This window comes from Alitabrizicola rongguiensis, assembly GCF_021491355.1.
Classification (GTDB): Bacteria; Pseudomonadota; Alphaproteobacteria; order Rhodobacterales; family Rhodobacteraceae; genus Aliitabrizicola; species Aliitabrizicola rongguiensis.
In genome coordinates, this window is record NZ_JAKENF010000004.1 from 1 (window position 1) to 20307 (window position 20307).

General features: G+C 61.4%; 16 protein-coding genes and 2 pseudogenes. 3 read left to right on the plus strand and 15 right to left on the minus strand.

The genetic code is table 11. The features are described 5' to 3' along the window. The coding region (locus L0V05_RS16055; protein WP_406565981.1) for a calcium-binding protein at positions 1-433 on the plus strand (433 nt) is incomplete at its 5' end. Positions 434-470: 37 nt separating this feature from the next. On the opposite strand, the gene L0V05_RS16060 is transcribed toward L0V05_RS16055, so the two are convergent. The 11 genes and pseudogenes from L0V05_RS16060 to L0V05_RS16110 form a co-directional block, all read right to left on the minus strand. Then, positions 471-938, minus strand: a complete 468-nt coding sequence (locus L0V05_RS16060; RefSeq protein WP_234872258.1) for a recombinase family protein — start codon at positions 936-938, stop codon at positions 471-473. A 672-nt stretch (positions 939-1610) separates the two neighbouring features. After that, entirely contained in the window at positions 1611-2198 is a 588-nt protein-coding gene (locus L0V05_RS16065) for an IS6 family transposase (protein ID WP_406565987.1), read from the minus strand. 221 nt (positions 2199-2419) lie between these two features. Beyond that, positions 2420-3532 (minus strand): zinc-binding dehydrogenase, encoded by a 1113-nt coding sequence (locus L0V05_RS16070; RefSeq protein ID WP_234872261.1) that lies wholly within the window; start codon positions 3530-3532, stop codon positions 2420-2422. A gap of 22 nt (positions 3533-3554) precedes the next feature. After that, complete coding sequence (locus L0V05_RS16075) at positions 3555-5957, minus strand: FAD-dependent oxidoreductase (protein WP_234872263.1); 2403 nt, start codon at positions 5955-5957, stop codon at positions 3555-3557. A gap of 11 nt (positions 5958-5968) precedes the next feature. Further along, the gene (locus L0V05_RS16080) at positions 5969-7516 is read right to left on the minus strand and encodes a trimethylamine methyltransferase family protein (protein ID WP_234872265.1); all 1548 of its coding nucleotides are present in this window, start codon (positions 7514-7516) and stop codon (positions 5969-5971) included. Positions 7517-7577: 61 nt separating this feature from the next. Then, a complete protein-coding gene (locus L0V05_RS16085) occupies positions 7578-8528 on the minus strand; it encodes a LysR substrate-binding domain-containing protein (protein ID WP_234872266.1) in 951 nt (316 codons plus the stop codon). A 646-nt stretch (positions 8529-9174) separates the two neighbouring features. Continuing rightward, a pseudogene (locus L0V05_RS16090) lies at positions 9175-9366 on the minus strand (IS6 family transposase); the annotation flags it as partial. Between the two features lie 97 nt (positions 9367-9463). After that, positions 9464-11263: an NAD(P)/FAD-dependent oxidoreductase gene (locus L0V05_RS16095; protein ID WP_234872268.1), complete on the minus strand. Its 1800-nt coding sequence runs from the start codon at positions 11261-11263 to the stop codon at positions 9464-9466. A gap of 140 nt (positions 11264-11403) precedes the next feature. After that, positions 11404-13137, minus strand: coding sequence for a sigma-54-dependent Fis family transcriptional regulator (locus tag L0V05_RS16100; protein WP_234872270.1), 1734 nt, complete (start codon positions 13135-13137; stop codon positions 11404-11406). A 287-nt stretch (positions 13138-13424) separates the two neighbouring features. Beyond that, positions 13425-14381, minus strand: a complete 957-nt coding sequence (locus L0V05_RS16105) for a hypothetical protein (protein ID WP_234872272.1) — start codon at positions 14379-14381, stop codon at positions 13425-13427. Positions 14382-14478: 97 nt separating this feature from the next. Then, a complete protein-coding gene (locus tag L0V05_RS16110) occupies positions 14479-15342 on the minus strand; it encodes a hypothetical protein (protein ID WP_234872274.1) in 864 nt (287 codons plus the stop codon). Positions 15343-15450: 108 nt separating this feature from the next. Here L0V05_RS16110 and L0V05_RS16115 point away from each other — a divergent pair. Then, a pseudogene (locus L0V05_RS16115) lies at positions 15451-15726 on the plus strand (IS5/IS1182 family transposase); the annotation flags it as partial. Between the two features lie 78 nt (positions 15727-15804). Here L0V05_RS16115 and L0V05_RS16120 read toward each other — a convergent pair. The 4 genes from L0V05_RS16120 to L0V05_RS16135 form a co-directional block, all read right to left on the minus strand. Then, complete coding sequence (locus L0V05_RS16120; protein WP_234872276.1) at positions 15805-16113, minus strand: DMT family transporter; 309 nt, start codon at positions 16111-16113, stop codon at positions 15805-15807. An 83-nt stretch (positions 16114-16196) separates the two neighbouring features. Further along, on the minus strand, positions 16197-16904 hold the full coding sequence (locus L0V05_RS16125) for an IS6 family transposase (RefSeq protein ID WP_234872278.1): 708 nt from the start codon (positions 16902-16904) through the stop codon (positions 16197-16199). Between the two features lie 9 nt (positions 16905-16913). Continuing rightward, positions 16914-17369, minus strand: coding sequence for a hypothetical protein (locus tag L0V05_RS16130; protein ID WP_234872280.1), 456 nt, complete (start codon positions 17367-17369; stop codon positions 16914-16916). A 237-nt stretch (positions 17370-17606) separates the two neighbouring features. Further along, a complete protein-coding gene (locus L0V05_RS16135) occupies positions 17607-18482 on the minus strand; it encodes a LysR family transcriptional regulator (protein WP_234872282.1) in 876 nt (291 codons plus the stop codon). Between the two features lie 319 nt (positions 18483-18801). On the opposite strand from L0V05_RS16135, the gene cycA reads away from it, so the two are divergent. Further along, a complete protein-coding gene (gene cycA / locus L0V05_RS16140; protein ID WP_234872284.1) occupies positions 18802-20277 on the plus strand; it encodes a D-serine/D-alanine/glycine transporter in 1476 nt (491 codons plus the stop codon). The last annotated feature ends 30 nt before the right edge of the window (positions 20278-20307 follow it).

A 20307-nucleotide genomic window follows, 5' to 3' on the forward strand; every position in this document is an offset into this window, starting at 1 on the left:
GTTCAACGACACGCTAACCGGCAACTCCGGTGCAAACCGGCTGAGCGGCGGCTTGGGCCACGATATGCTTGATGGCGGTGCCGGGAACGACACGATGACTGGGGATGCAGGGAACGACCTGCTCAAGGGCGGCACGGGCAACGACAGCCTGTCGGGCGGAACCGGCAACGATACTCTTGTGGGTGGCACAGGGCAGGACAGCTTTGTCTTCGACACAGCTTCGTTCGGCAATGACACCATCACCGACTTCGTCGCAGATGAGGGTTCCGGGCACGAGATCATCGATCTCAGGGGGCTGGGTCTGTCGTTAGCAGATCTCGAGGTCACTTCGGAGGTCGGCGGGACACTGCTCGCAATCGGCGATCATGGCTCGATCCACCTCGCCGGCGTCGCGGCCAGCGCCGTCACGGCAGATGACTTCCTCTTCGTCTGAAGGCCTCGACACGGTGGAGCACGGAGTGGCCGGTCGGTCAGCCTGAGACCCGTGCGACCCTCCCCAGCACGTCCTTCACGTTCGACACTTGCCACTTGCCTCCGCGCCTTGTCCTGATCCCCCGCGTCGCGAGTTCCGCTGCAATCGCCCTGAGAGATTGATGCCCCTGCGTGCGAATATCGGCGATCACCGGCGCCAGGTCCTCGGCGAAGGCCTCCGCGTTGGCGCTGACGGCCGCCCTCAGAGCCGCACCGCCCTTGCCAGCCCGCCGGAGCGCCGCCGCTCCATTGGGGTTCCCCAGCCTGACTCCGCGCGCCTTGGCCGCCGCCAGCGCCTCCTTGGTCCGCCGGGAGATCGCCTCCCGCTCGACCTGGGCGACGAGCGCCATTATCCCGACGGTCAGATCATTGGCCTCGGGCAGATCGCAGGCGATAAGGATGCCCGCTCTTCCGCATCCTCGAAAATACGTCGAAAGCCGAAAAACCTTGTAGGTTGCCGGACGCATTACGATAGACACTTTCGATCGCGACGTCAGGCCGGCTGTCCGCGAGCCAGCGACGCAGCGCGAGGGGATCGGTGCTCTCGATCGGAACGGCATTCTCCCAACGACCGTCTGACGCGAGTTGGATGCTTGAGCGGACCAGGCTTTCGTGATCGAGCCATTTCATTCGTTGACGCTGGCCGGTGGTCAGGCCCCCGTCAAGCATTATGGTGACTTCAGGCCGCAGCAAACGGACCACCTTCCAAGGGTCCGTTCTGTCCGCAGAGCGGACCTTCGTGGCCGTCACAGCAAACGACGGCTCTCCGCCTTTTGCTGACATTTGAGACCTAGATGGAGGGCCACCCCATCGTGGCAAAAGTTCGATTTCTGTTCCGTCGGTTGACATGCCCCTGACCTCGAAGTGTTCGGATACACCGAAGAAAAAGTCCTTCGTTTCATTGGTTTGCAAGCCAAGCACCGAATTTGGGCAGTCATGAGTTCTGGAGAATATTAGCCCCGAGAGACCGCTTTCTGGCCTCCCGGCCCAGGGGTGGTGTTCAGCCCCTCCCGCATAACCCTTGAAAACAACGAAAAAATCCGGCCGGAGCCGGATCGGAAGAACGCCTTTGCGAGGGCGAGTGGCGGTGGTGTCAGACCAATGCGAACTCGTCTCCACAAGGGCAGTGACGCTGTCTTTTAGGCGGCGTAGAGATTACGCCACTCGGCGAGAGCGGCGGCGCGGGCGGCCTTGTAGTTCTCGCGGGTTGAGAGCGCTCGCTCCTGGTTGAAATGGTTGCAAACCGAGGCGTGGACGGAGGCGAACATCTGCAGACTTCGCATCCGCCGGAACCGCTGCATTTCTCGTTCGCGTCGGCGGAACGGCAGGTGGGAGTTCTCCGCGCGATTGTTGGCCCATCTCCCCGTGTCCCGGTTGTCGCCGCGGCCGAGGTCCTTCAGGGCCGCCCCGTGGGCGCGAAGCCGGTCCGTCACAAAGGTCTCGGGCCTACCATGCCGCTTCAGCGATTTCCTGAGGAATTTCAGGGCCGCATTGCGGTCTCGCGTCTTGGTCACGAGGCTCTCCAGCACTTCGCCTTCATGATCGACCGCCCGCCAGAGATAGTGCATCTCGCCGTTGATCTTCACGTACATCTCGTCCAGGTGCCAGCGCCAGTGGCGGCATCCCCGCATCCCGTCGACGCGCTTGCGCCGGGTCTCTGCCGCGAACATCGGCCCGAACCTCAGCCCCCAGAAGCGGACATAGAGCATCACGGCCAGGCGGATGATCTCCGGCCCGGTCTTGAAATACCTGAAGGGGGGAGGGCCCGAGCATCGCGGCAGGCTTTCGGCCCGGCCGGCCGCCTTCAACCGAAGTTCTTCTGACACCGCCAGCAGACGCTCAGCAACGTGGCTTTTGTTGAATTCCTCGCTTCGGGGCGAGGCCTTGTGATTGCCAATATGAACGCAGAGCCGAGGTTGTCTGAAGGCACCGCCGATCCATACGCCCCTCAGGCCCGAGGCGGTATCAGAACGAAATTGCCGACATGCGATTTCTTCAAGAATTCCTGCTGCGCGGCTGCAATCTCATCAAGCGGGAATGTTCTGGCCAGAAGCGGGCGGATCTCGCCACGCTCGATGTAGGTGATCAGGTTGGGAAACACCGGCTCGTCCCAGCCGGTGCAGCCGATCAGTGTCAAGTCCTTCAAGTAGAACACCCGCATGTCGAGCTCAACGACCGGCCCGCCTATCGCACCGGATGAGACATATTTTCCGCCGCGCCGAAGGACATCCAGCATAGCGCCGAATCCGGTCCCGGCGACGTTGTCCACCACAACATCCACCGAATCCTTGCCCAACGCCTCGACCGGATTTGCGCCCCGATCGATCACCTCGTCCGCCCCGGCCGCGCGCACATCCGCCATCTTTGCAGGTGTGGTGATGCCAATGACATGCGCGCCGCGTCGTTTGGATAGTTGGACGGCGGCAGAGCCGACCCCGCCCGAGGCCCCGGCCACCAAGACGCGCGTGCCGGGGCCAACCCCCGTCCGGTGCATCATGTTTTCCGCAGTGCCATAGGCGCAGGGAAGGGTTGCGAGTTCGGCATCGCTCCAGTCGCAGATTACCGGGAAGGCTTCGGTTTCTGGAACCTTTACGAACTGGGCAAAGGCGCCGTCGAAATCCGACGCCATCCAGATGTTCTCGGGCGAGGCAAAGCCGTCAGGGCGCATGCAGGCGCGGACAAGGACGCGCTGGCCCAGAAGGCGGGGGTCGGCGGCCGAACCAACCTCGACCACGATCCCGCAGCAATCGGTGCCTTGGATGAAGGGAAACGGCGTCGCCGCATTCCAGCCGCCGTCGGCCCTTTGTGTCGGGGCGGCCTGCGCGGTGTCTGCCGTGCTCTCGCGGACCGATGCGGAATACCACCCCAGCCGGGTGTTGATCTCGGTATTGTTCATGCCGGCGGCGCGCACTTCGATCAGCACGTCGGCAGGCCCCGGGACAGGGCGTGCGACATCGCAATAGACCAGTTGGTCGTAGCCGCCGTTGCCCATCGTCACCACAGCCTTCATGGTCGGCTGGCCGGGACGGGGCGCAAGCCGGCCTAGGGCTGTATCGGTCATCTCGTTCTCCTCGACGGGCGGGTCACGCCCTTTGCCGTCCATTCATCGGATCCCAGGCGGGGGCATCAAGTAGCGTCAAGGCGTGGCGTTCGCCAAGGATGACCACCTCAAGGTCCGTGTCGGCGCCGGGGGTGACATAGGCGAAAGTCAGGCTTTTGCCCGTTGCATGGCCGAACCCGCCCGAGGTGCAGACTCCGACCACGCGATCCCCCTGCATCACCGCCTCGCCGCCCCAGATGTCGCAATCGGTGGCGGCAACTTCGCCGTAAACCAGCGTTGTGGTGACGGCTGCCGCCTCGGTCGCGTCGCGGCCTCGGAAATCGCCCTTGTCGGGGGCGTAAAAGCGGGTGCAGTCGGCTTCGATCAGGGTGATCTCGTTGGTCAGTTCTGAACCGTACCCGCGATAGCCTTTCTCCATCCGTAGCGAATTCACCGCCTGAACGCCGAAATCGACGATTCCGTGCGGCTGACCGGCTGTCCATATGGTGGCGTAAAGCCGGGCAAGGTCTGCCATGGGGGCGTGGATTTCCCAACCCAGTTCGCCCACATAGGTGACTCGCAGGGCGCGGACGGGAATACCGGCCAACGTGATTTCCTGTGCCGAAAGCCAGCGGAAGGCGTCGTTTGACAGATCGGCATTGGTCAGCCCGGCAAGCACCTCGCGTGATTTCGGACCGGCCACAACCAGGATACCGAAATCATCGGTGACGTTGTCGATCGTGACATCCGGCCCGGCAGAGAAGGCGAGATCGTCGCGCGCCTGCTCCTCGGCGCCCGCGCCGGTAAGGACGTAGAAGCGATCCGGCCCAAGGCGCGTGATCGTCCATTCGCCCAATATACGGCCATTGTCCGACAGCACCTGCGTCAACCCGATGCCCCCCTGCTTTTTTGGCAGGCGGTTGGCGGTGAGCCGGTCCAGAAGCGCCTCGGCGCCCGGGCCGGTCACGTCGAACTTAGCAAAGCTCGACAGGTCCATGATGCCCACCCGTTCGCGCACGGCGCTGCATTCGGAGGCGACCAGGTCGAATGTGTTGGTGCGGCGGAACTGCAGCTTCTCGGCGAACCCCGCGGGGGCGAAATACTTCGGACGCTCCCAGCCGTGCACTTCGGTCATCACCGCGCCCTTAGCCTTCAGCACCTCATAAAGCGGCGTCACCCGGGCCGGGCGCCCAGCCTGAACCTCCCGTCCCGGCAGCGGCGTCTCGAACATGTGTTCGTAGTCGTCAAAGCTCTTGGCGCGGGTGTAGGCCTGATCGGCATAGGCGCCAAAGCGGCGGGGATCGACGCTGCCCATGTTGATCTCGGCGTCACCGTGGATCATCCACTGCGCCAGATACTTGCCGCACCCCGCACCCTGTGCGATGCCAATGGAGGAGCCGCAGCACTGCCATGCGTTTGGCACCCCCGGCATCGGCCCAACCAGAGGATTGCCGTCGGGTGTGTGCGGTATGGCACCGTTGATTATGCGCTTGATCCCGGCATTTGCAAAGATTGGCATCCGCTCCAGCGCCTTTTCCAGCCAGGGGGCGATCCGGTCGAGATCGCCTTCGAAGAGCTCATTCTCGCTCGACCATTCCGGCCAGCCGCCCCGGCCCACCCAGGCTTCGCGTGCGCCGTTGTGTTCATAGATGCCTACCAGGCCCGCCTTCTGTTCCTGCCGGTAATAACCCGCCGTCGCTGGGTCGCGCATGACGGGCAACTCCGCCGGGCTGTCCTTGAACTCAGCCAGAGGTTCGGTCACCAGATACTGGTGTTCCATGTTGGTGATCGGCACCTCTACGCCCAGCCACTTGCCCACCTCGCGCGCATAGCAGCCGGCAGCATTGACCACATGTTCGCATTTGACCACGCCCTGTTCCGTTTCCACCCGGAATTCGCCCGAGGACAGGCGGGTAACCCCGGTCACGCGGTTCCGTCGTACGATGGTCGCCCCCATCGCCCGCGCGCCCGCCGCCATGGAATTGCAGGCGCTGGCCGGGTCCACATGGCCATCCAGCGTCGTATGCGCACCCGCAAGGATGCCATCGGTCTTCAGCCAAGGGTTCAATTGTCGGATGCGGTCGGGGCCGATGATCTCCATCTCGAAGCCCACATTTGCGGCGAATCCGGCTACGTAACGGAACCAGTCCACCTCCTCTGGCGTGGTGGCGATGCGGATCCCGCCGCAGCCGTGCCAGCCGGTCGGATGACCGGTCAGCGCCTCCAGCCTGGGGTACAGCGTGTTGCCGTAGTGGTGAATCTTGGCCATGTTGTAGTTGCCGATGAAGGACGGGCACTGCCCTGCGGCATGCCAGGTTGAACCGCTGGTCAACTCGGCCTTCTCGATCAGCAGGACGTCCGTCCAGCCAGCCTCGGCAAGATGGTAGGCCAGACCCACCCCCATCATGCCGCCGCCGATGATCACCACCCTTGCCTGCGATTGCATGACGGTCCCCCTTACCAGATGCCGTTTCCGGCCCGCATCCGTTCGCGCGGCAGAATGATGTTGTATCCGGCGCGGATCGCCGTATCGACATCCTCGCCAATGTGGCGCGGGTAATGGTCAGCGAGGATCTTGCGCACCCGGTCGCGCGCCGCATCCCGCGCGTCGCGCGCGCCGGCGTCCTGCCATTCGCTGATGCTGCGGCGGTCGGCGATTTCGGGATAGACGTAGTCGGTCTTCATCCGGGCAAAGGTCTGGGCATGGCCAAGGTAGTGGCCGACGCCCATCACCGTGTCGCGGATCACCTCGAAGTTGACCGTATCGGCGCTGACCTCGATCCCCTTCACCGTGCGCAGGATCGCGCCCAGCAGGTCATTGTCGATGACATAGCCCTCGAACGTGGTGCCCATCAGCGAGCCCTGCATCCCCGCGCATTCGTGGATCATCGTGGCGCCCGCCTGTGCGGCAAGCGACACGGTATAGCCCTTCTCGCCCCCGCTTTGCGCATCGGGCAGCTTGCTGTCGGTCATGCCAGCGGGGACCGAGTTCGGCAGATCGTAGAAGTTCGCCATCTGTGCGCAGGCGGCTGACAGAAGCGCCTGCTCGCCCGATCCGCCCGACATCGCCCCCGTGCGCAGGTCGGACACGAAGGGCCAAGCGGCAAAGATGCCGCGACAGTCCGGATCGATGATGTTGCAAAGGATCAGCCCCGCCAACACCTCGGCGCAGGCCTGCGCCACCGCCCCGGCCAGCGCGGCGGGCGCCGTCGCTCCGGCCTGGCCAGCCGACACCAAGAGGATCGGCATTCCGGCCAAAACGGCGGCTTCCAGGGCGTCGCAGCTTTCGGTCGCAAATCGCATCGGTGGCACGACGTGGCAGCAGACGGCGGTGCAGAACGGGCGTTCGCGGTGCTTCCCCTCGCCCCCGGCGACAGCATCGAGCATGGGCTGCACCGCGCGCACCGAGGCACCGTCGGTATAGCTGACGGCGATGGATTTCGTGGTGCCCGACAGGCAGGCGTAGGTGGTGTTCATGTCCAGATCGAGGATGGTTTTGGCATCGCGCGCCACGATCGAGCGGTGATACCAGTGGATGTTGTCCAGTCGATCCACCAGCCGCGCGATGTCGTAGAGATCTGCCACCGTACTTTCGCGGTAGCGGCCGGTCTCGAAATCCATGATCGTGGGTGCGGCCCCCCCAGTGCCGGTATGGACCCGCCGACCTCCGATCTCGATATCATGCAAGGGGTCGATGCCGTGCAGAGTGAACTTGCGGCGGGTGCGGGCGATTACATCCTCGACCAGCGCACGGGGAAAGCGCAGGCGGCCATGTTCATCCACCCGGCAACCCGCAGCCACGGCCCGCGCCTCAAGGCCGGAGGTGATCTGCGACAGGCCAAGGTCCGCCAGAAGCTGCAAGACCAGCTCGTGGATCTGTAGGATTTCGGCATCGGTCAGGGGCGTGTAGCGACCGCCGACCATACCGGCCGGTACCGTCGAGGGCGGCGGGGCGCCTTCGACGCGGATGCGCCGGCCTGTGCGGCGTGGGGAAAGTTGGGTCAAGGCGGGGCCCCGGAGTTGAACTGGCTCCAGCTAGCACCCGGTTCCGGTGTCGCTCAAACTATCATTTCGCATGGGTCGCATTCCCGGAAATCATGCAAGAACCGTCGTGACCAGCGGCCTCTGCCTTGATCCAATCAAGAAAAGACCTGATCCCCGGCGCGCCACCAGCCTCGTCGGATGTGCATAGGTAATAGCCATCCCGGGTTTCCAGCACCCGATCCACCGGACAGACCAGCCGGCCCGCGGCCAGGATCGGATCAGTGACATAGCTCCAGCCAAGCGCCACGCCTTGTCCGCCCTCAGCCGCCTGCAACACCAGCGGATAGGCGTTGAAACGCAGTCCCCGCCGCACTGGCTGGCCATTGACCCCCTGCCGCAGCAACCATGACCGCCAATCGACGCCGCCGAAGGAGGACTTGCCATATTCCAGATGCAACAGCGTCTGGTCCAGCAGATCCTCGGGCCGCAGCAGCGCCGGATGGTCGCGCAGATAGGCTGGGCTGCAAACCGGATAGACCCGCTCGCCAAAAAGCAGGCTGGCCTCCAGCCCCTCCCACTGGCCCGCACCGAACAGGATCGCCACGTCGACCTCGCCCGATCCCGGCGTGATCGGCTGATCGGTCGCCAGCACGCGAAGGTCGATCTCGGGTTGCAGGGCGCCGAAGTGTTCCAGGCGGGGCATCAGCCAGAACCAGGCAAAGGCGACAGAAGCCGAGACAGTGATCTGCGGCGCGCGCGCCGCTGCACCCAGCGCCGTCAGGCAGGTGCCGATTTCGTCCATCCCGCGTGTTACCGCCTCGAACAGTCTCTGCCCTGAAGGGGTCAGTTCGATGGCGCGATGCAGCCGGTGGAACAGCCGCAGGCCCAACGACTCCTCCAGCGTCCGAATTTGCCGGCTGACCGCGCTTTGCGTCAGGCACAATTCCCCTGCCGCCAGCGTAAAGCTGCGATGGCGTGCCACCGCCTCAAAACTGTGGAACAGGTCGAGGGAAGGTAGCTGGTATTTCTTCACGATCATCCTCCCTTTGCCCGCGCCGATACCGACCCTGCAGGCGGAGGCAGGCGAAGAAAAGAGGCTTTGCTTCCATCGAGCGGCTATTTAGGGGTGAAGTTGCGACAACCCGTTTCTACGCTGCCGTGATCGAATGTCTGTATCCCCTTAAGTCGTCACCACCCGTGCAGCACTGCGTCTGTCCGCTTTCCGCCCTTTGCCGACAGCGCCACGCTCTCGGACCGGACGTCACAGTTCAGTTCGCTCACGGTCCCGTTCGCGCAGATGCCACTGAAATCGAGGGCAATTTCTGGCCCTGAGCTTAACGCACCAAATTCAATAACTTACGACCCATTCACCATATCGGCTCGGTCGTCAGGTCCAGAGAAGACCAGCTCTTAGAGACCGCTTCGGGGTCTCGTGATGCAAGGGTCAGTGCTGAGCTGCTCCCGCATAACCCCCGAGTGCAACGGATAATCCGGCCGCAGCCGGATCGGGAGAACGCTTTCGCGAGGGCAGGTGGCGGAGGGGGCGGGTCTATCGTCGAACCTTCTCCATCGGATAAATAATTGAAATCATTATGATTGTCGTGATTCTATGCTGTAAGCAATGCAGGGGCTACTTTAATCCAATCGGCGAGGTATGCGCTGGTGCGAGCTTGCTTCGCAGCCGGGAGGATCGGCCCGAGCCTATTCGACAAGTAGCGCAAGGTGTCGTGGCGGATCTCGATTCCACGCTCATCCAGAAGATCCTTGATGTTGGGGAGCGACCGAGGGAACCGAATGTACAACATTACCGCCAAGCAGATGATCCCGGGCTTATCTTGACTAGCAGAACGGGGATCACTGGGACATGCCAGCAGGCTATGGGACGGCTTGGCTTGTCTCAAGTGACGTTCGTCCGACACTGCTCCGACAGCGGCGGCCCGCTGCTGCTGTAGCGGGCCGCAGTCTGGTTCAACTGAGGTGATAGACTTGCTGCAACCCGTAGACCTGCGTTGGAATTCCTTCCATCCGGGCCTTGATCTGGAGGGCGAGGAACTGCGAGTAGTGGCGCGACTGGTGCAGGTTGCCGCCATGCATCCACAGCGCCTCGACTTGCGTGGGTTTCCACATGTTGCGCTGTTCGCCTTCCCACGGACCGGGATCCTTCGTGGTATCCGAGCCAAGCCCCCAGCATTTTCCCAGCTTGTCGGCCGTTTCCTGCCCCATGAGATCAGCGACCCAGCCGTTCATTGAGTTGTAGCCGGTCGCATAGACCACCAGATCGGCGTCAAGATGCGTGCCATCGTCAAGATTGACACCCGTCTCGTCCAGGCTCGCCACCTGGCCACGCTTGAGCTTGATCTGACCGTCGATAATGAGTTGGCTGGCGCCCACGTCGATGTAGTAGCCCGAGCCGCGCCGCAGATACTTCATGAACAGCCCCGACCCGTCATCGCCCCAGTCGAGCCAGAAGCCGGCCTTCTCGAGCCCATCGTAGAACGCGGCGTCGCGCTTCTTCATCTCGGCATAGGCCGGGATCTGGAACTGGTGCAGGATGCGATACGGCAGCGACGCGAAGATCAGGTCCGCCTTCTCGGTCGTGACGCCGTTGCGCACGGCTTCTTCCGAATAAAGCGCGCCCAACCCCACCTCCATCAGCGTGTCCGATTTTACGATATGGGTGGAGGACCGCTGCACCATGGTAACGTCGGCATCGTGCTCCCACAGCGCGGCGCAAATGTCGTGCGCCGAGTTGTTCGATCCGATGACAACAACCTTCTTGCCCGCCCACTTGTCCGGGCCGTCATGTTCCGAGGAATGCTGCTGCACGCCCTTGAACTTGTTCATGCCCGGGAAGTTCGGCATCCGCTTCTTTCCCGACATGCCCGTCGCCATGACCAGCTGACGGGGCTTCAGCACCACCTCCTCACCGTCGCGGTCCACGACGACGGTCCATTCCTTGGTCTTCTCGTCATAAGTCGCGGACTTGGCGGTGGTTTTCGCCCAGTAGTTCAGCTCCATTACCTTGGTATACATCTCGAGCCAGTCGCCGATCTTGTCCTTGGGCGCAAAGACCGGCCAGTTCTCGGGAAACTTGATGTAGGGCAGATGGTCGTACCAGACCGGGTCGTGCAGGCAGAGCGACTTGTAGCGTTTGCGCCAGCTGTCGCCGGGGCGGTCGTTTTTCTCGATGATGATGGTCGGCACGCCAAGCTGGCGCAGCCGTGCGCCAAGCGCGATGCCGCCTTGCCCGCCGCCGATGATGACGCAGTAGGGCTGTACCTTGTAGCCAAGCTCCGCCGCCTCGGTTTCGCGTTCCTCCTTCCAGGTCGGTCGGTTCTTGCCGGCGCCATGCTTCGCGCCAAGCGGCCGGGCGAAGCCTTTCTTTTCCTCATGGCCCTTCAGCTCGGCCATCGTTGTCAGGAGGGTCCAGATCTTGCCCTCCTTCAGGCGGATCAGCCCGTAGCCCCGTGCCACGTCGGTCTCGAAGCTGATCCAGGTGGTCGCGACGCCACCATCTTCGGTCGGCACCTCACCTTCCGCGATCCGCCAGTTGCGTGGCTTCGTGGTGGCAAGCTGGTGCTCCAGCATGTCCCCGACGCCCCCCGGCCCCTCCACCGTCTTGATGTTCCAGGTGAAGGTAACGAGGTCGCGCCAGTAGCTGTCGTCAAGGAACATTGCCTTGGCCGCGGCGATGTCGCCGCGTTCAAGTGCTGCGCCAAACTCGTCGAGAATGGCCTGTGTCTGATCGGATATCGTTGAATCGAGCATCGTCTTCCTCCCTGGATCCCGTTCACGACGAGGCTGTCAGAGAGGGGATCACGGAGATACGCCCTTGAGATAGAGGCCGGTCGAAAATCGCAGCGGCCGCAGCGCTACGTTGCGCACGCAACCGTTACGCAACGCAGGATTCACCGCGGCGGCAACAATCCCGCCTTTCGGACCCGCCGCAGTATGGTCGAGCGGTTGAGGCCAAGCCGGCGCGCCGCCTGGGCCATGTTCCAGCCCGCTGCTGCCAGAACCGCCTCTAGCTGCTCATCTGGGTTATTCTGCGTTTTGGCTTGGATGCCTGGCGGCGGGAGATCCACAAGGTCAATCACCGAGGTCTCGGCCAAGGCTGTCGCCACGTCGAGCGTGCGCTCGAGTTCACGGATGTTGCCGGGCCACGCGCGCGCCTGGAGTTCGGCGCGGGCGGCGGGCGTCAATGTATGTTCGGGGTGCGGCCGCATCAGGCGATCCAGCAGCCATCCGAAGTCGGCCCTGAACCGCAGGGGCGGAAGCTCGACTGTCGTTCCCACGAGGCGATAAAGCAGGTCATCACGGATCACTGCGGAAAGCGCCGAGAGTGTTCGGCGGCTGGACGAAATCACGCGCAAGTCGGAGCGCCTGTCGAGAAGGTCGAGAAGGGCGGCCTGGACGTCAGGTCCAAGATCCTCAATGCCACGCAGGAACAGTGTGCCAGACGAAATCGTCGTCAGGATGTCCATCGATGTCATCGTCGCGCAGCGCATGGCATGGAAAGGTCGCCCTTGCGGACCGCAAACATGGATGGCGCGCGCTAGACGCAGTTTCCCCGTGCCGGTTTCCCCGATCAGAATCATCGGCACGGAGGTCGTGGCCAAACGGGCAACTTGCGCGAGGAGGAGGTGAAGCACCGGATCCGGCCCCGCGAGACCTGCGAGCGGGGCGGGCAGATCATTGATCCCCGCCCGCGACAACACAGGTCGGGTCTGCGGGGCAATCGCATGGCCAAACAGCTTTCTTCCATCCCTGAGATGAACCACTCGATCTTCAGTGGGTTGCCCCCGCATGAGATTGGGAAGATCGTCCATCGACAGGTCGAGCACTTCGTCAAGGCGTCGCCCGACCAGTTGGCCTTGGCCATTGGGCAGAAGCGCCCGAACTGCGGCGCGCGTCGTTCCGATGATGTTGCCCGTCGCGTCGAGGGCCACGGCTGCTTCGGGATCAACCTCCAGAAATTCGGGGGATGATGACATCCTCAACACCCAGTCGCGTCGTGTCATCGCCATCAGGTTTGCCATTTCGACTCGCCTTGCAGAGGCGGTGACGAGACTCATTGCCAGGTTCTGCGAGGCCTTGGGCGAAGGTGAACGCAAGAGAGAGATATCGAGCACTGCAGTGAGTTGCCCTTGCGTGTCGTAGATCGGCGCCGAGGTACAGGACAGGGGTGTATGGGCAAGCCCGAAATGGTCGGACTGGTGAATGGTGATTGCCTCGCCGGTCACGATGCAGGACCCAACGCCACAGGTCCCCGCTAGATTTTCCGTCCAGTCCGACCCCAGATAAAGGCCGGCCTGCCGCAATTCATCCTCGAAACGCGGATCGCCGAAAAAGTCGACACAGACACCCTGCGCATCGGCGAGCAGGAGCACATAGTTCTGCCCAGCGACTTGCCGGAACAGGGCCTGCAAACCAGACCGGGCCGTTGCGATCAGGCGTTCAGCCTGCTCCCGATGCTCCCGAAGTTTGGCCTCGGTCACGATATGCGCCGGATCTGGGCGTGACGGGTCCATGCCATATGCCTCGACGCAGCGCCGCCAACTGTCGGTGACGATCGCATCCCGCCCAGTGATCTGGCCGCGCAACGCACGCTCGATTTCAGTAACGTGTTCTCGGTCGCCCATACCGTCCTCCCACGGCATCGCCACAATGACGCTACAACGGCTAGGTCGATGTGGCGAGGGCGACGATGGGCGCTATCAGACAAATGCGAACTCGTCTCAATAGCGCGGAGTGAGCCTGATATCAGGGAGCAATGAGATTGCGCCACACAACTAGAGCGGCGGTGCGGGCTGCCTTGTAGTTTTCCTAAGGCAGCTGGGCGTGCTCCCGTTCCTGACCCGCAGTTCCAATCTCAGACTGAGTCCAGACAGATCTCAGTGTGAACCGTGCGAATTGAACTATCTCGCTTCTACTTCTCAACTCCCGTTTCGCCTGTAGAAGGGTGCTCAGTCTCTGCCGGTTTCATGACGTCTGGCTTGTCTGGATCGATCAGACTCCAATCATCCCAGTCGTCCAGACGGCGCGGCGAGGCCGGTCGAATTCCGATCGTGATGTTTCCCGATGGGGGTTTCTGAGTAGGCTGTTTTGCGCGAGCTGTGTAAACCTTTGAGGCACGTGCGTAGGCAGTTGCAAGGATTGCGTCAAGTCTTGGTCCCAAGACCGCGAGCAAGGCTGAATCGGTTGCGCGGAGCGCGTTGCCCCGCGCGACAAGTGCAGTGATCGCTTCGGAGAGGTGAAATACCTGTTGAGCATTGCCTTCTAATTTCGTCAGGCCGTATTCGACCGAAGAGATGTCGGTGGCCACCTTTCTTGCAATGATCGCAACCTCAGCATTGGGGTCACGACGATCGACACCCGCTTCGTCCATCGCCTTGTCCCATTCACTTTTCATGTCTGGGACGGTCATCAAGTCCTTGGAACTGGTCACGCGCGCAAGCGCCCAAAGAGATTGACTAAAATTGCGCGCTTCCGGAACTGCCGACTCGACTTCCAGGTTATGCACAACCGAAAGGCGGATCGCGTCCAGCAGTTGTCGCAAATCTTCCCAGTCGGAGGTCTTGACATTATTGGACCCGATTTGTGCCACGCCATCCTTCAGAGCCTTGAGCAGCAACTGCGCAGCTTTTTCCTTAATGTCCTGCGTTTTCGCTGAAGCCAGCATATCGGAGCTGTTGAGGGCGCCGGCGAAAGCGGCATCCACCCAATCCGCCGATCTTCCAGGCGCCGACAGGCGCTGCTTGAGTTGACTCAATGCATAATCAAGTCGTGACTTCATTGTTTGAGTTGTTAGACCGGACAACGGCAAGCCGTCGAGTGAGCCAAGCGCGGGATATGCTGAAAACAGGTACTTTGCCTGGTTCGACACGAAGGGGAAACTATTCAGACTGCCCAAGAGCCGTACCTCCAGGATTTGTTTGCATGGTGAGCAAGCGCGCTCCAAGCCTGCGACCAAGCCAACTGTCTCAGTCGACCGAGCCGAAATCTATATCCGCATCCACGATGGCGGGTACACTCTGGAACTGCTTCTCGACGTGGAAATCAACGAACCGGTAGGTCTTTTCTACCCAGCAGCATTGAAGCTCCATGGTGACGAACAGGCGCCGTTTCCCGGCGAAGCCGGTTCGCGTCTCGAACAGGACCTGAGACGCCAGATCCATGCTGCTGATCGCGCGATCCGGCAACTTGAAGAGCGCGCCGGGCGCCTTGCCGTCGAAGACACCACTGAACGCACCACTTGCTGACCGATCCACAAGATCCTCGGGCTCCTCATATGGCCCACCCTTCGAAGCGTGGAGCTTGTAGACATGCTTAACTTTGTTGTTAGCAGTGAGATTTCTGACCGCGAAATCTTCTAGGCTCACAGTCCAGCTGTTACTGATGCTGCCCCCGACAGATGCGTTTGTCGTGGGTGTGCCGCCGAAAGTGCCCGCACCGATATTGAAGTCAATTGAAGATGTGACGGAAGAAGCGCCCTGCTGCGCCGTCGTGTCAGGGCCCGTCGCTTTGATCCAGACCTCATCCTCGGTTGCCTTCTCCCACTCCATCTCGATGATGACACCGTGGTTGTACCATCCTCGCCGGTCGTCCCTGTTCCACATTAGCCCGCCACTCGCTAAAGGATTGGCCGTTGAGCCCTGCAGCGACACAAGAAGAAACTTCTTGGCGGGATCCCCGAGCTTTTGACGCCAGGAATAGAGCTGGAACTCGACCTCTAATCTGACTTCTGCCTGCTGCCCGCCATCGCCAAGAATCTCGCGTCGTACTTGCTGCCTGGTCCAATCAAGTACTGGTGATACGACTTCTTGAGAGTCCTGAGGTGACTGCATGGTTGGAACGTCCTCGCCTAGGCCAAAGATGAAGTCAGGGTAATTGCTGGGCGCGTTTTGCTGCAAACGAAAATGCTTTGATGCAGACTTACGTAACGCGGCCGATGAAGGCAGTCCCGACCGTGGAAACCCGATACCGCCGGGACCATCGCCCGCAACGACGTCCTGCGCACATCAAAGCGCGTCGGGCGGACCATCTGGCGACGATGGAGCGGCTATCACCGCCGAACCCGTGCTGAGATCAATATGCACTGTGTCAAACAGCTGGGCCAACGCCTGAGCGCACGGGATTTCGACCGTCAGGTCGCAGAGTTCCAGGTCCGTGTCGCCGTGCTCAACCGCTTCACCACGCTCGGCATCCCCGTCACGGAAGCCGTGGGATGAGTCTGTCTCGGGAAAGGGGAGCTCAGACCCTCAGCCGATTTGTGCAGCAGGGTCCGTTTCATGGCTCAATCCGCCCAATCAGGCATTTGGGGTCTGAACGCCCTCAGACATCATCCTAAAACGTTCTTCGCGCAGGTCGTAGAGCACCCGGCCGAAGACTCCGGCCATAACGATCGCCCCGCCGATCAGGGTCGTTGCGGCCGGAACTTCGCCGACCCCGATCCAAGCCCAAAGCGCTCCCATCGGCGCCTCCATGGTTCCGATCAATGCCGAGAGCGTCGCCGGGATCAAGGCAGAACCAATGACGTAGAGCATCATGCCGAGTGTCATCGGAACCAGCCCAAACCCGGCTGCCACCAGATACTCGCGGGCGGACAGGTCAAACAAATGACCCGCGAGCGGCAATGCGATGATCGGGTGGTGTCAGACGAATGCGAACCAGTCTCTATTTGCCCTACCCAGCGCGGGTATCAGGCCACGAGAAGGCCGCGCCACTCGGCAAGCGCGGCGGCACGATTGGCCTTGAAACTGTCCCGGCTGGTGAGGGCGCGCTCTCCGTTGAAGTGGTTGTGGATTGAGGAATGGACCGCGACGAACTTCTGGAGCGATCGCATCCGGCGAAAGCGGAGCATGGCACGTTCCCGTCGTCGAAAAGGCTGATGTGAATTTTCCGCGCGATTATTGAGCCAGCGACCGGTCTCGCGATCGTCTGGCAGTCCCAGGTCCTTCAGCGCCGCGCCGTAGGACCTGAGCTTGTCAGTGACGAAAACATTCGGGCGACCATGCCGCCTTATGGTTTTCCTGAGGAATTTCAGTGCGGCCTTGCGATCTCGCCTCTTGGATACGAATCCTTCCAGGACTTCGCCTTCGTGATCGACTGCCCGCCAGAGGTAATGGGTGACGCCGTTGATCTTCACGAAAACCTCGTCCAAGTGCCACCGCCAATGAGGAAGGGACCGCATTCGATCCGCCCGCTTACGGCGAATCTCGGCGGCGAACATCGGACCAAATCTGTTCCACCAGAACCGCACGGTCTCATGGCTGATCTCGATACCGCGCTCATGCAGGAGATCCTCGACGTTGCGCAGCGAGAGCGGGTAGCGGACATAGAGCATCACCGTCAGGCGGATCACTTCGGGGCTCGTCTTGAAGTACCGGAAGGGGGAGCGCTGGATCATCACACGAGGCTAGGCGACGGCCCCACCCTGCTCAAGGAATTTGCTCTGACATTGCCGTGGGGTCTCCTCAAGATCGAACCCAGAGGACAGGAGAATGTCGTTCAGCGTCCCGATCCTGGCCTGCTCCTCCTGATAGCTTGGAAACCGCTTCAGGGTCGAGTTCGGTATCCTCCTTGGGCGAAGCCGCTTCCCGGCAGTGTCGTACCTCTCATCGCGGACAGTGACGGGTGGAGTCTTGCCATATTCGCGACGGAAGTTCCTTTTTATCGTCTCAGGCACAATGCCATAGCTGGCCGCTAACTTGATCAGATCGGTGGTGGGACGAAACCTTCGCGCTTTTGCGTAGAAGCTGATGTCTAAGGTCTCTCCTTCAAACGTCTCTTTGACCTGAATCGAGCCCGTGACCTCAATCAGCCCCATAGCTCGCCACCAGGGCACGAGCTTATCGAAGGAAACAGAGCTCACCAGAGTGTCACCCAACGCAGTTCGCTCGCTGGGACGGTAGCAGAAGCCCTGTGATTGCATATTCAGGGAATGGTGCAGAAGGTCCGCAGCAAAGGCGGCTAGGGAGGTCGCTACCCCGTCTCAAGGCCAATTGCTCTGACAGGACCGGCCGGACACATGACCGCACCCCCGCAAGATCAACAGACGCTCAAATCAATCCTTGCACCAACGGAGCCGTCCACACATGACAGTACCGGCTCAGTCACTTCCAAGACCAGAGGTTCGCACGGGAACCGAATTTGCAAAGCTGCCGGCGATGTATTCTTCGAGCCTCTGCAGTGCTTCGGAATTGCTTCCCGGTGCCCGGTGCAACCGTAGTTCCAGTTCGCCCAAATTGGGCAAGCCGTCCCGTTCGGAGAAGATCTTGCTGTCGGGTGGGATCGCGCTGCCCGCCATGACGGTTATGCCGATACCGGCCCGTACAGCCGCGGAAATGCCGTTATAGCTGGAGCTAAGATAGACGATCCGGCATGCCCGTTGAGCCTGGTTAAGGCTTTGCAGGATGCGGTTTCGATAGATGCAGGGCGGGGGGGCCAGGACTAGCGGCAGGGGCGTCTGCAGATGGCTTGCATGATCCATGCTTCCCACCCAGACGAGCGGCTCTGTGTAGACGAGGCGACCGCCAGCAGAAACCGAATCCTCGTGAAGTGCGATGACCAGATCAAACTCGCCAGCCTGCTGGCGGCGCAGCAGATTCTTGCTGAGGTCACTTGTCACCTCAAGCATGACGTTCGGATGTGCCTGTGCGAACTTGCCCAGGAACTCCGGCAGGAGCGAGGCCGTGTATTCGTGCGGTGCCCCCAAACGCACCCGGCCCGTGACCGAAGGCTGTCGCAGGTTGGACAGAAGTTCGTCGTTGAGGGCAAGAATGCGCCGAGCAAACTGAGCAACGGTCCTGCCGTCTGCAGTCAGTTGCAACTTGTGGGCATCCCTTTGAAAAAGCGTCGCATCTGCGATTTCTTCTAGCCGCTTAATTTGAAGACTGATGGCCGAGGGGGTGCGGCCGACAAGCTCGCCGGCGCGAGTGAAGCTGCCGCTGTCGATGGCCTTGATAAAGGTGCGCAGCAGCTCCATCGGGACGTTTTGCATGGCAGACCTAGTGTTAGCCAAACTCAATCTACGATTAGAAAGATGAAATTCTCAAAAGTCAATAAAGGTCTATAGAGCGTGTGTCCGCCCCAATCTTGCGACTCAGGCTCTCATTCGACCGATGGTTCCGGCCCCATGACGCCGAACTGCACGTCCCATGACAACCACCGCAAGCGGCAAGCGGATCGTCGAGGAGGACGGCCACAAACCCAACATACACCTTGGTGCGAGCCCTGTGTGGTTCGGCAAGCATTTGCATGTCGGGGACAGGGGAAATTTGGATTGAAGAGGAGAAGGTCTGAAGATGACGACAACAAGTAAGACGCGGAATCCCGCCCCGCCCACTGCAGATAGCACCCATCTTGAGCGCAATCTGACCAACCGTCACATCCAGCTGATATCGATCGGCGGTGCCATCGGAACCGGTTTGTTCATGGGGTCGGGCAAGACCATTTCGCTTGCCGGTCCGTCGGTGATCTTTGTCTATGCCATCATCGGGTTCTTCCTGTATTTCATGATGCGCGCGATGGGCGAGATCCTTCTTTCGAACCTGCACTACAAGTCCTTTGCTGATTTCGCAGCCGACCTTATCGGACCCTGGGCCGGATTCATGGTTGGCTGGACCTATTGGTTGTGCTGGATCGTGACCGGGGTCGCCGACATCGTGGCGATCACGGGATACATCTCGTTCTGGTGGCCCGCCCTTGCCCTGTGGATCCCGGCATTGCTGACCATCGGGCTTTTGCTCGTGTTGAACTTGCCTTCCGTGAAGTCCTTCGGCGAACTGGAGTTCTGGTTCGCGATCATCAAGATCATCGCCATCGCGGCACTCATCGTGACCGGCCTGGTGATGGTAGTGCGCGGCTTCGTGGCGCCGAACGGTTCGGTCGCGGCCGTGTCGAACCTCTGGAATGATGGCGGCATGTTCCCGACGGGCTTCATGGGCTTCGTTGCCGGCTTCCAGATCGCGGTGTTCGCCTTTGTCGGCATCGAACTTGTGGGCACCACCGCCGCCGAGGCGCGCGATCCCGAGACGACGCTGCCCCGTGCCATCCGCGCCATTCCGATCCGCGTAATGCTGTTCTACGTCGGTGCCCTGATCGCCATCATGATGGTGACGCCCTGGCGCGAAATGGTCGCTGGACAAAGCCCCTTTGTCGCAATGTTCTCGCTGGCGGGGCTGGGGGTTGCGGCTTCGGTCGTGAACTTCGTCGTGCTCACGTCGGCCACGTCTTCGGCAAACTCCGGCATCTACTCCACCTCGCGCATGGTCTTCGGTCTGGCGCAGGAAGGCGATGCCCCGGCGGCCTTTGCCAAGCTGAGCAAGCGGCATGTGCCGGTGAACGCGCTTCTGTTTTCCTGCATGTTCCTGCTGTCGTCGCTGGTCCTGCTCTTCTCCGGCGAATCCGTTCTAGCGGCCTTTACTCTGGTGACGACGATCTCGGCGCTGCTCTTCATGTTCGTCTGGGCGATGATCCTGTTCAGCTACATGGCCTATCGCAAGAACCGGCCTGAACTGCATGCGGCATCGAAATTCAAGATGCCAGGTGGTGTGCCGATGTGCTGGGCCGTGCTCGCCTTCTTCGGTTTCCTACTTTGGGCGCTGACCCAGCGGCCTGACACCCTGGAAGCCCTGATGGTCACGCCCGTATGGTTCGTGGCGCTTGGGATTGCATGGATGACCATCCGCAAGCAACCGCGACACATCAAGCAGTACAATGCCTTCCAGAGCGAACTCGCCGAAGATGCGACCGTCATCGCGGCAAGAACTGGCGGCTGACCAATAGCAAGCCCTGTGGGACGCGGGCTT

Bases quoted from the DNA above. Each gene is read 5' to 3' on its own strand.
- cycA (WP_234872284.1), top strand. From the start codon at position 18,802: ATGACGACAACAAGTAAGACGCGGAATCCCGCCCCGCCCACTGCAGAT.
- L0V05_RS16110 (WP_234872274.1), bottom strand. From the start codon at position 15,342: ATGCAGTCACCTCAGGACTCTCAAGAAGTCGTATCACCAGTACTTGAT.
- L0V05_RS16095 (WP_234872268.1), bottom strand. From the start codon at position 11,263: ATGCTCGATTCAACGATATCCGATCAGACACAGGCCATTCTCGACGAG.
- L0V05_RS16070 (WP_234872261.1), bottom strand. From the start codon at position 3,532: ATGACCGATACAGCCCTAGGCCGGCTTGCGCCCCGTCCCGGCCAGCCG.
- L0V05_RS16135 (WP_234872282.1), bottom strand. From the start codon at position 18,482: ATGGAGCTGCTGCGCACCTTTATCAAGGCCATCGACAGCGGCAGCTTC.
- L0V05_RS16125 (WP_234872278.1), bottom strand. From the start codon at position 16,904: ATGATCCAGCGCTCCCCCTTCCGGTACTTCAAGACGAGCCCCGAAGTG.
- L0V05_RS16060 (WP_234872258.1), bottom strand. From the start codon at position 938: ATGCGTCCGGCAACCTACAAGGTTTTTCGGCTTTCGACGTATTTTCGA.
- L0V05_RS16075 (WP_234872263.1), bottom strand. From the start codon at position 5,957: ATGCAATCGCAGGCAAGGGTGGTGATCATCGGCGGCGGCATGATGGGG.
- L0V05_RS16100 (WP_234872270.1), bottom strand. From the start codon at position 13,137: ATGGGCGACCGAGAACACGTTACTGAAATCGAGCGTGCGTTGCGCGGC.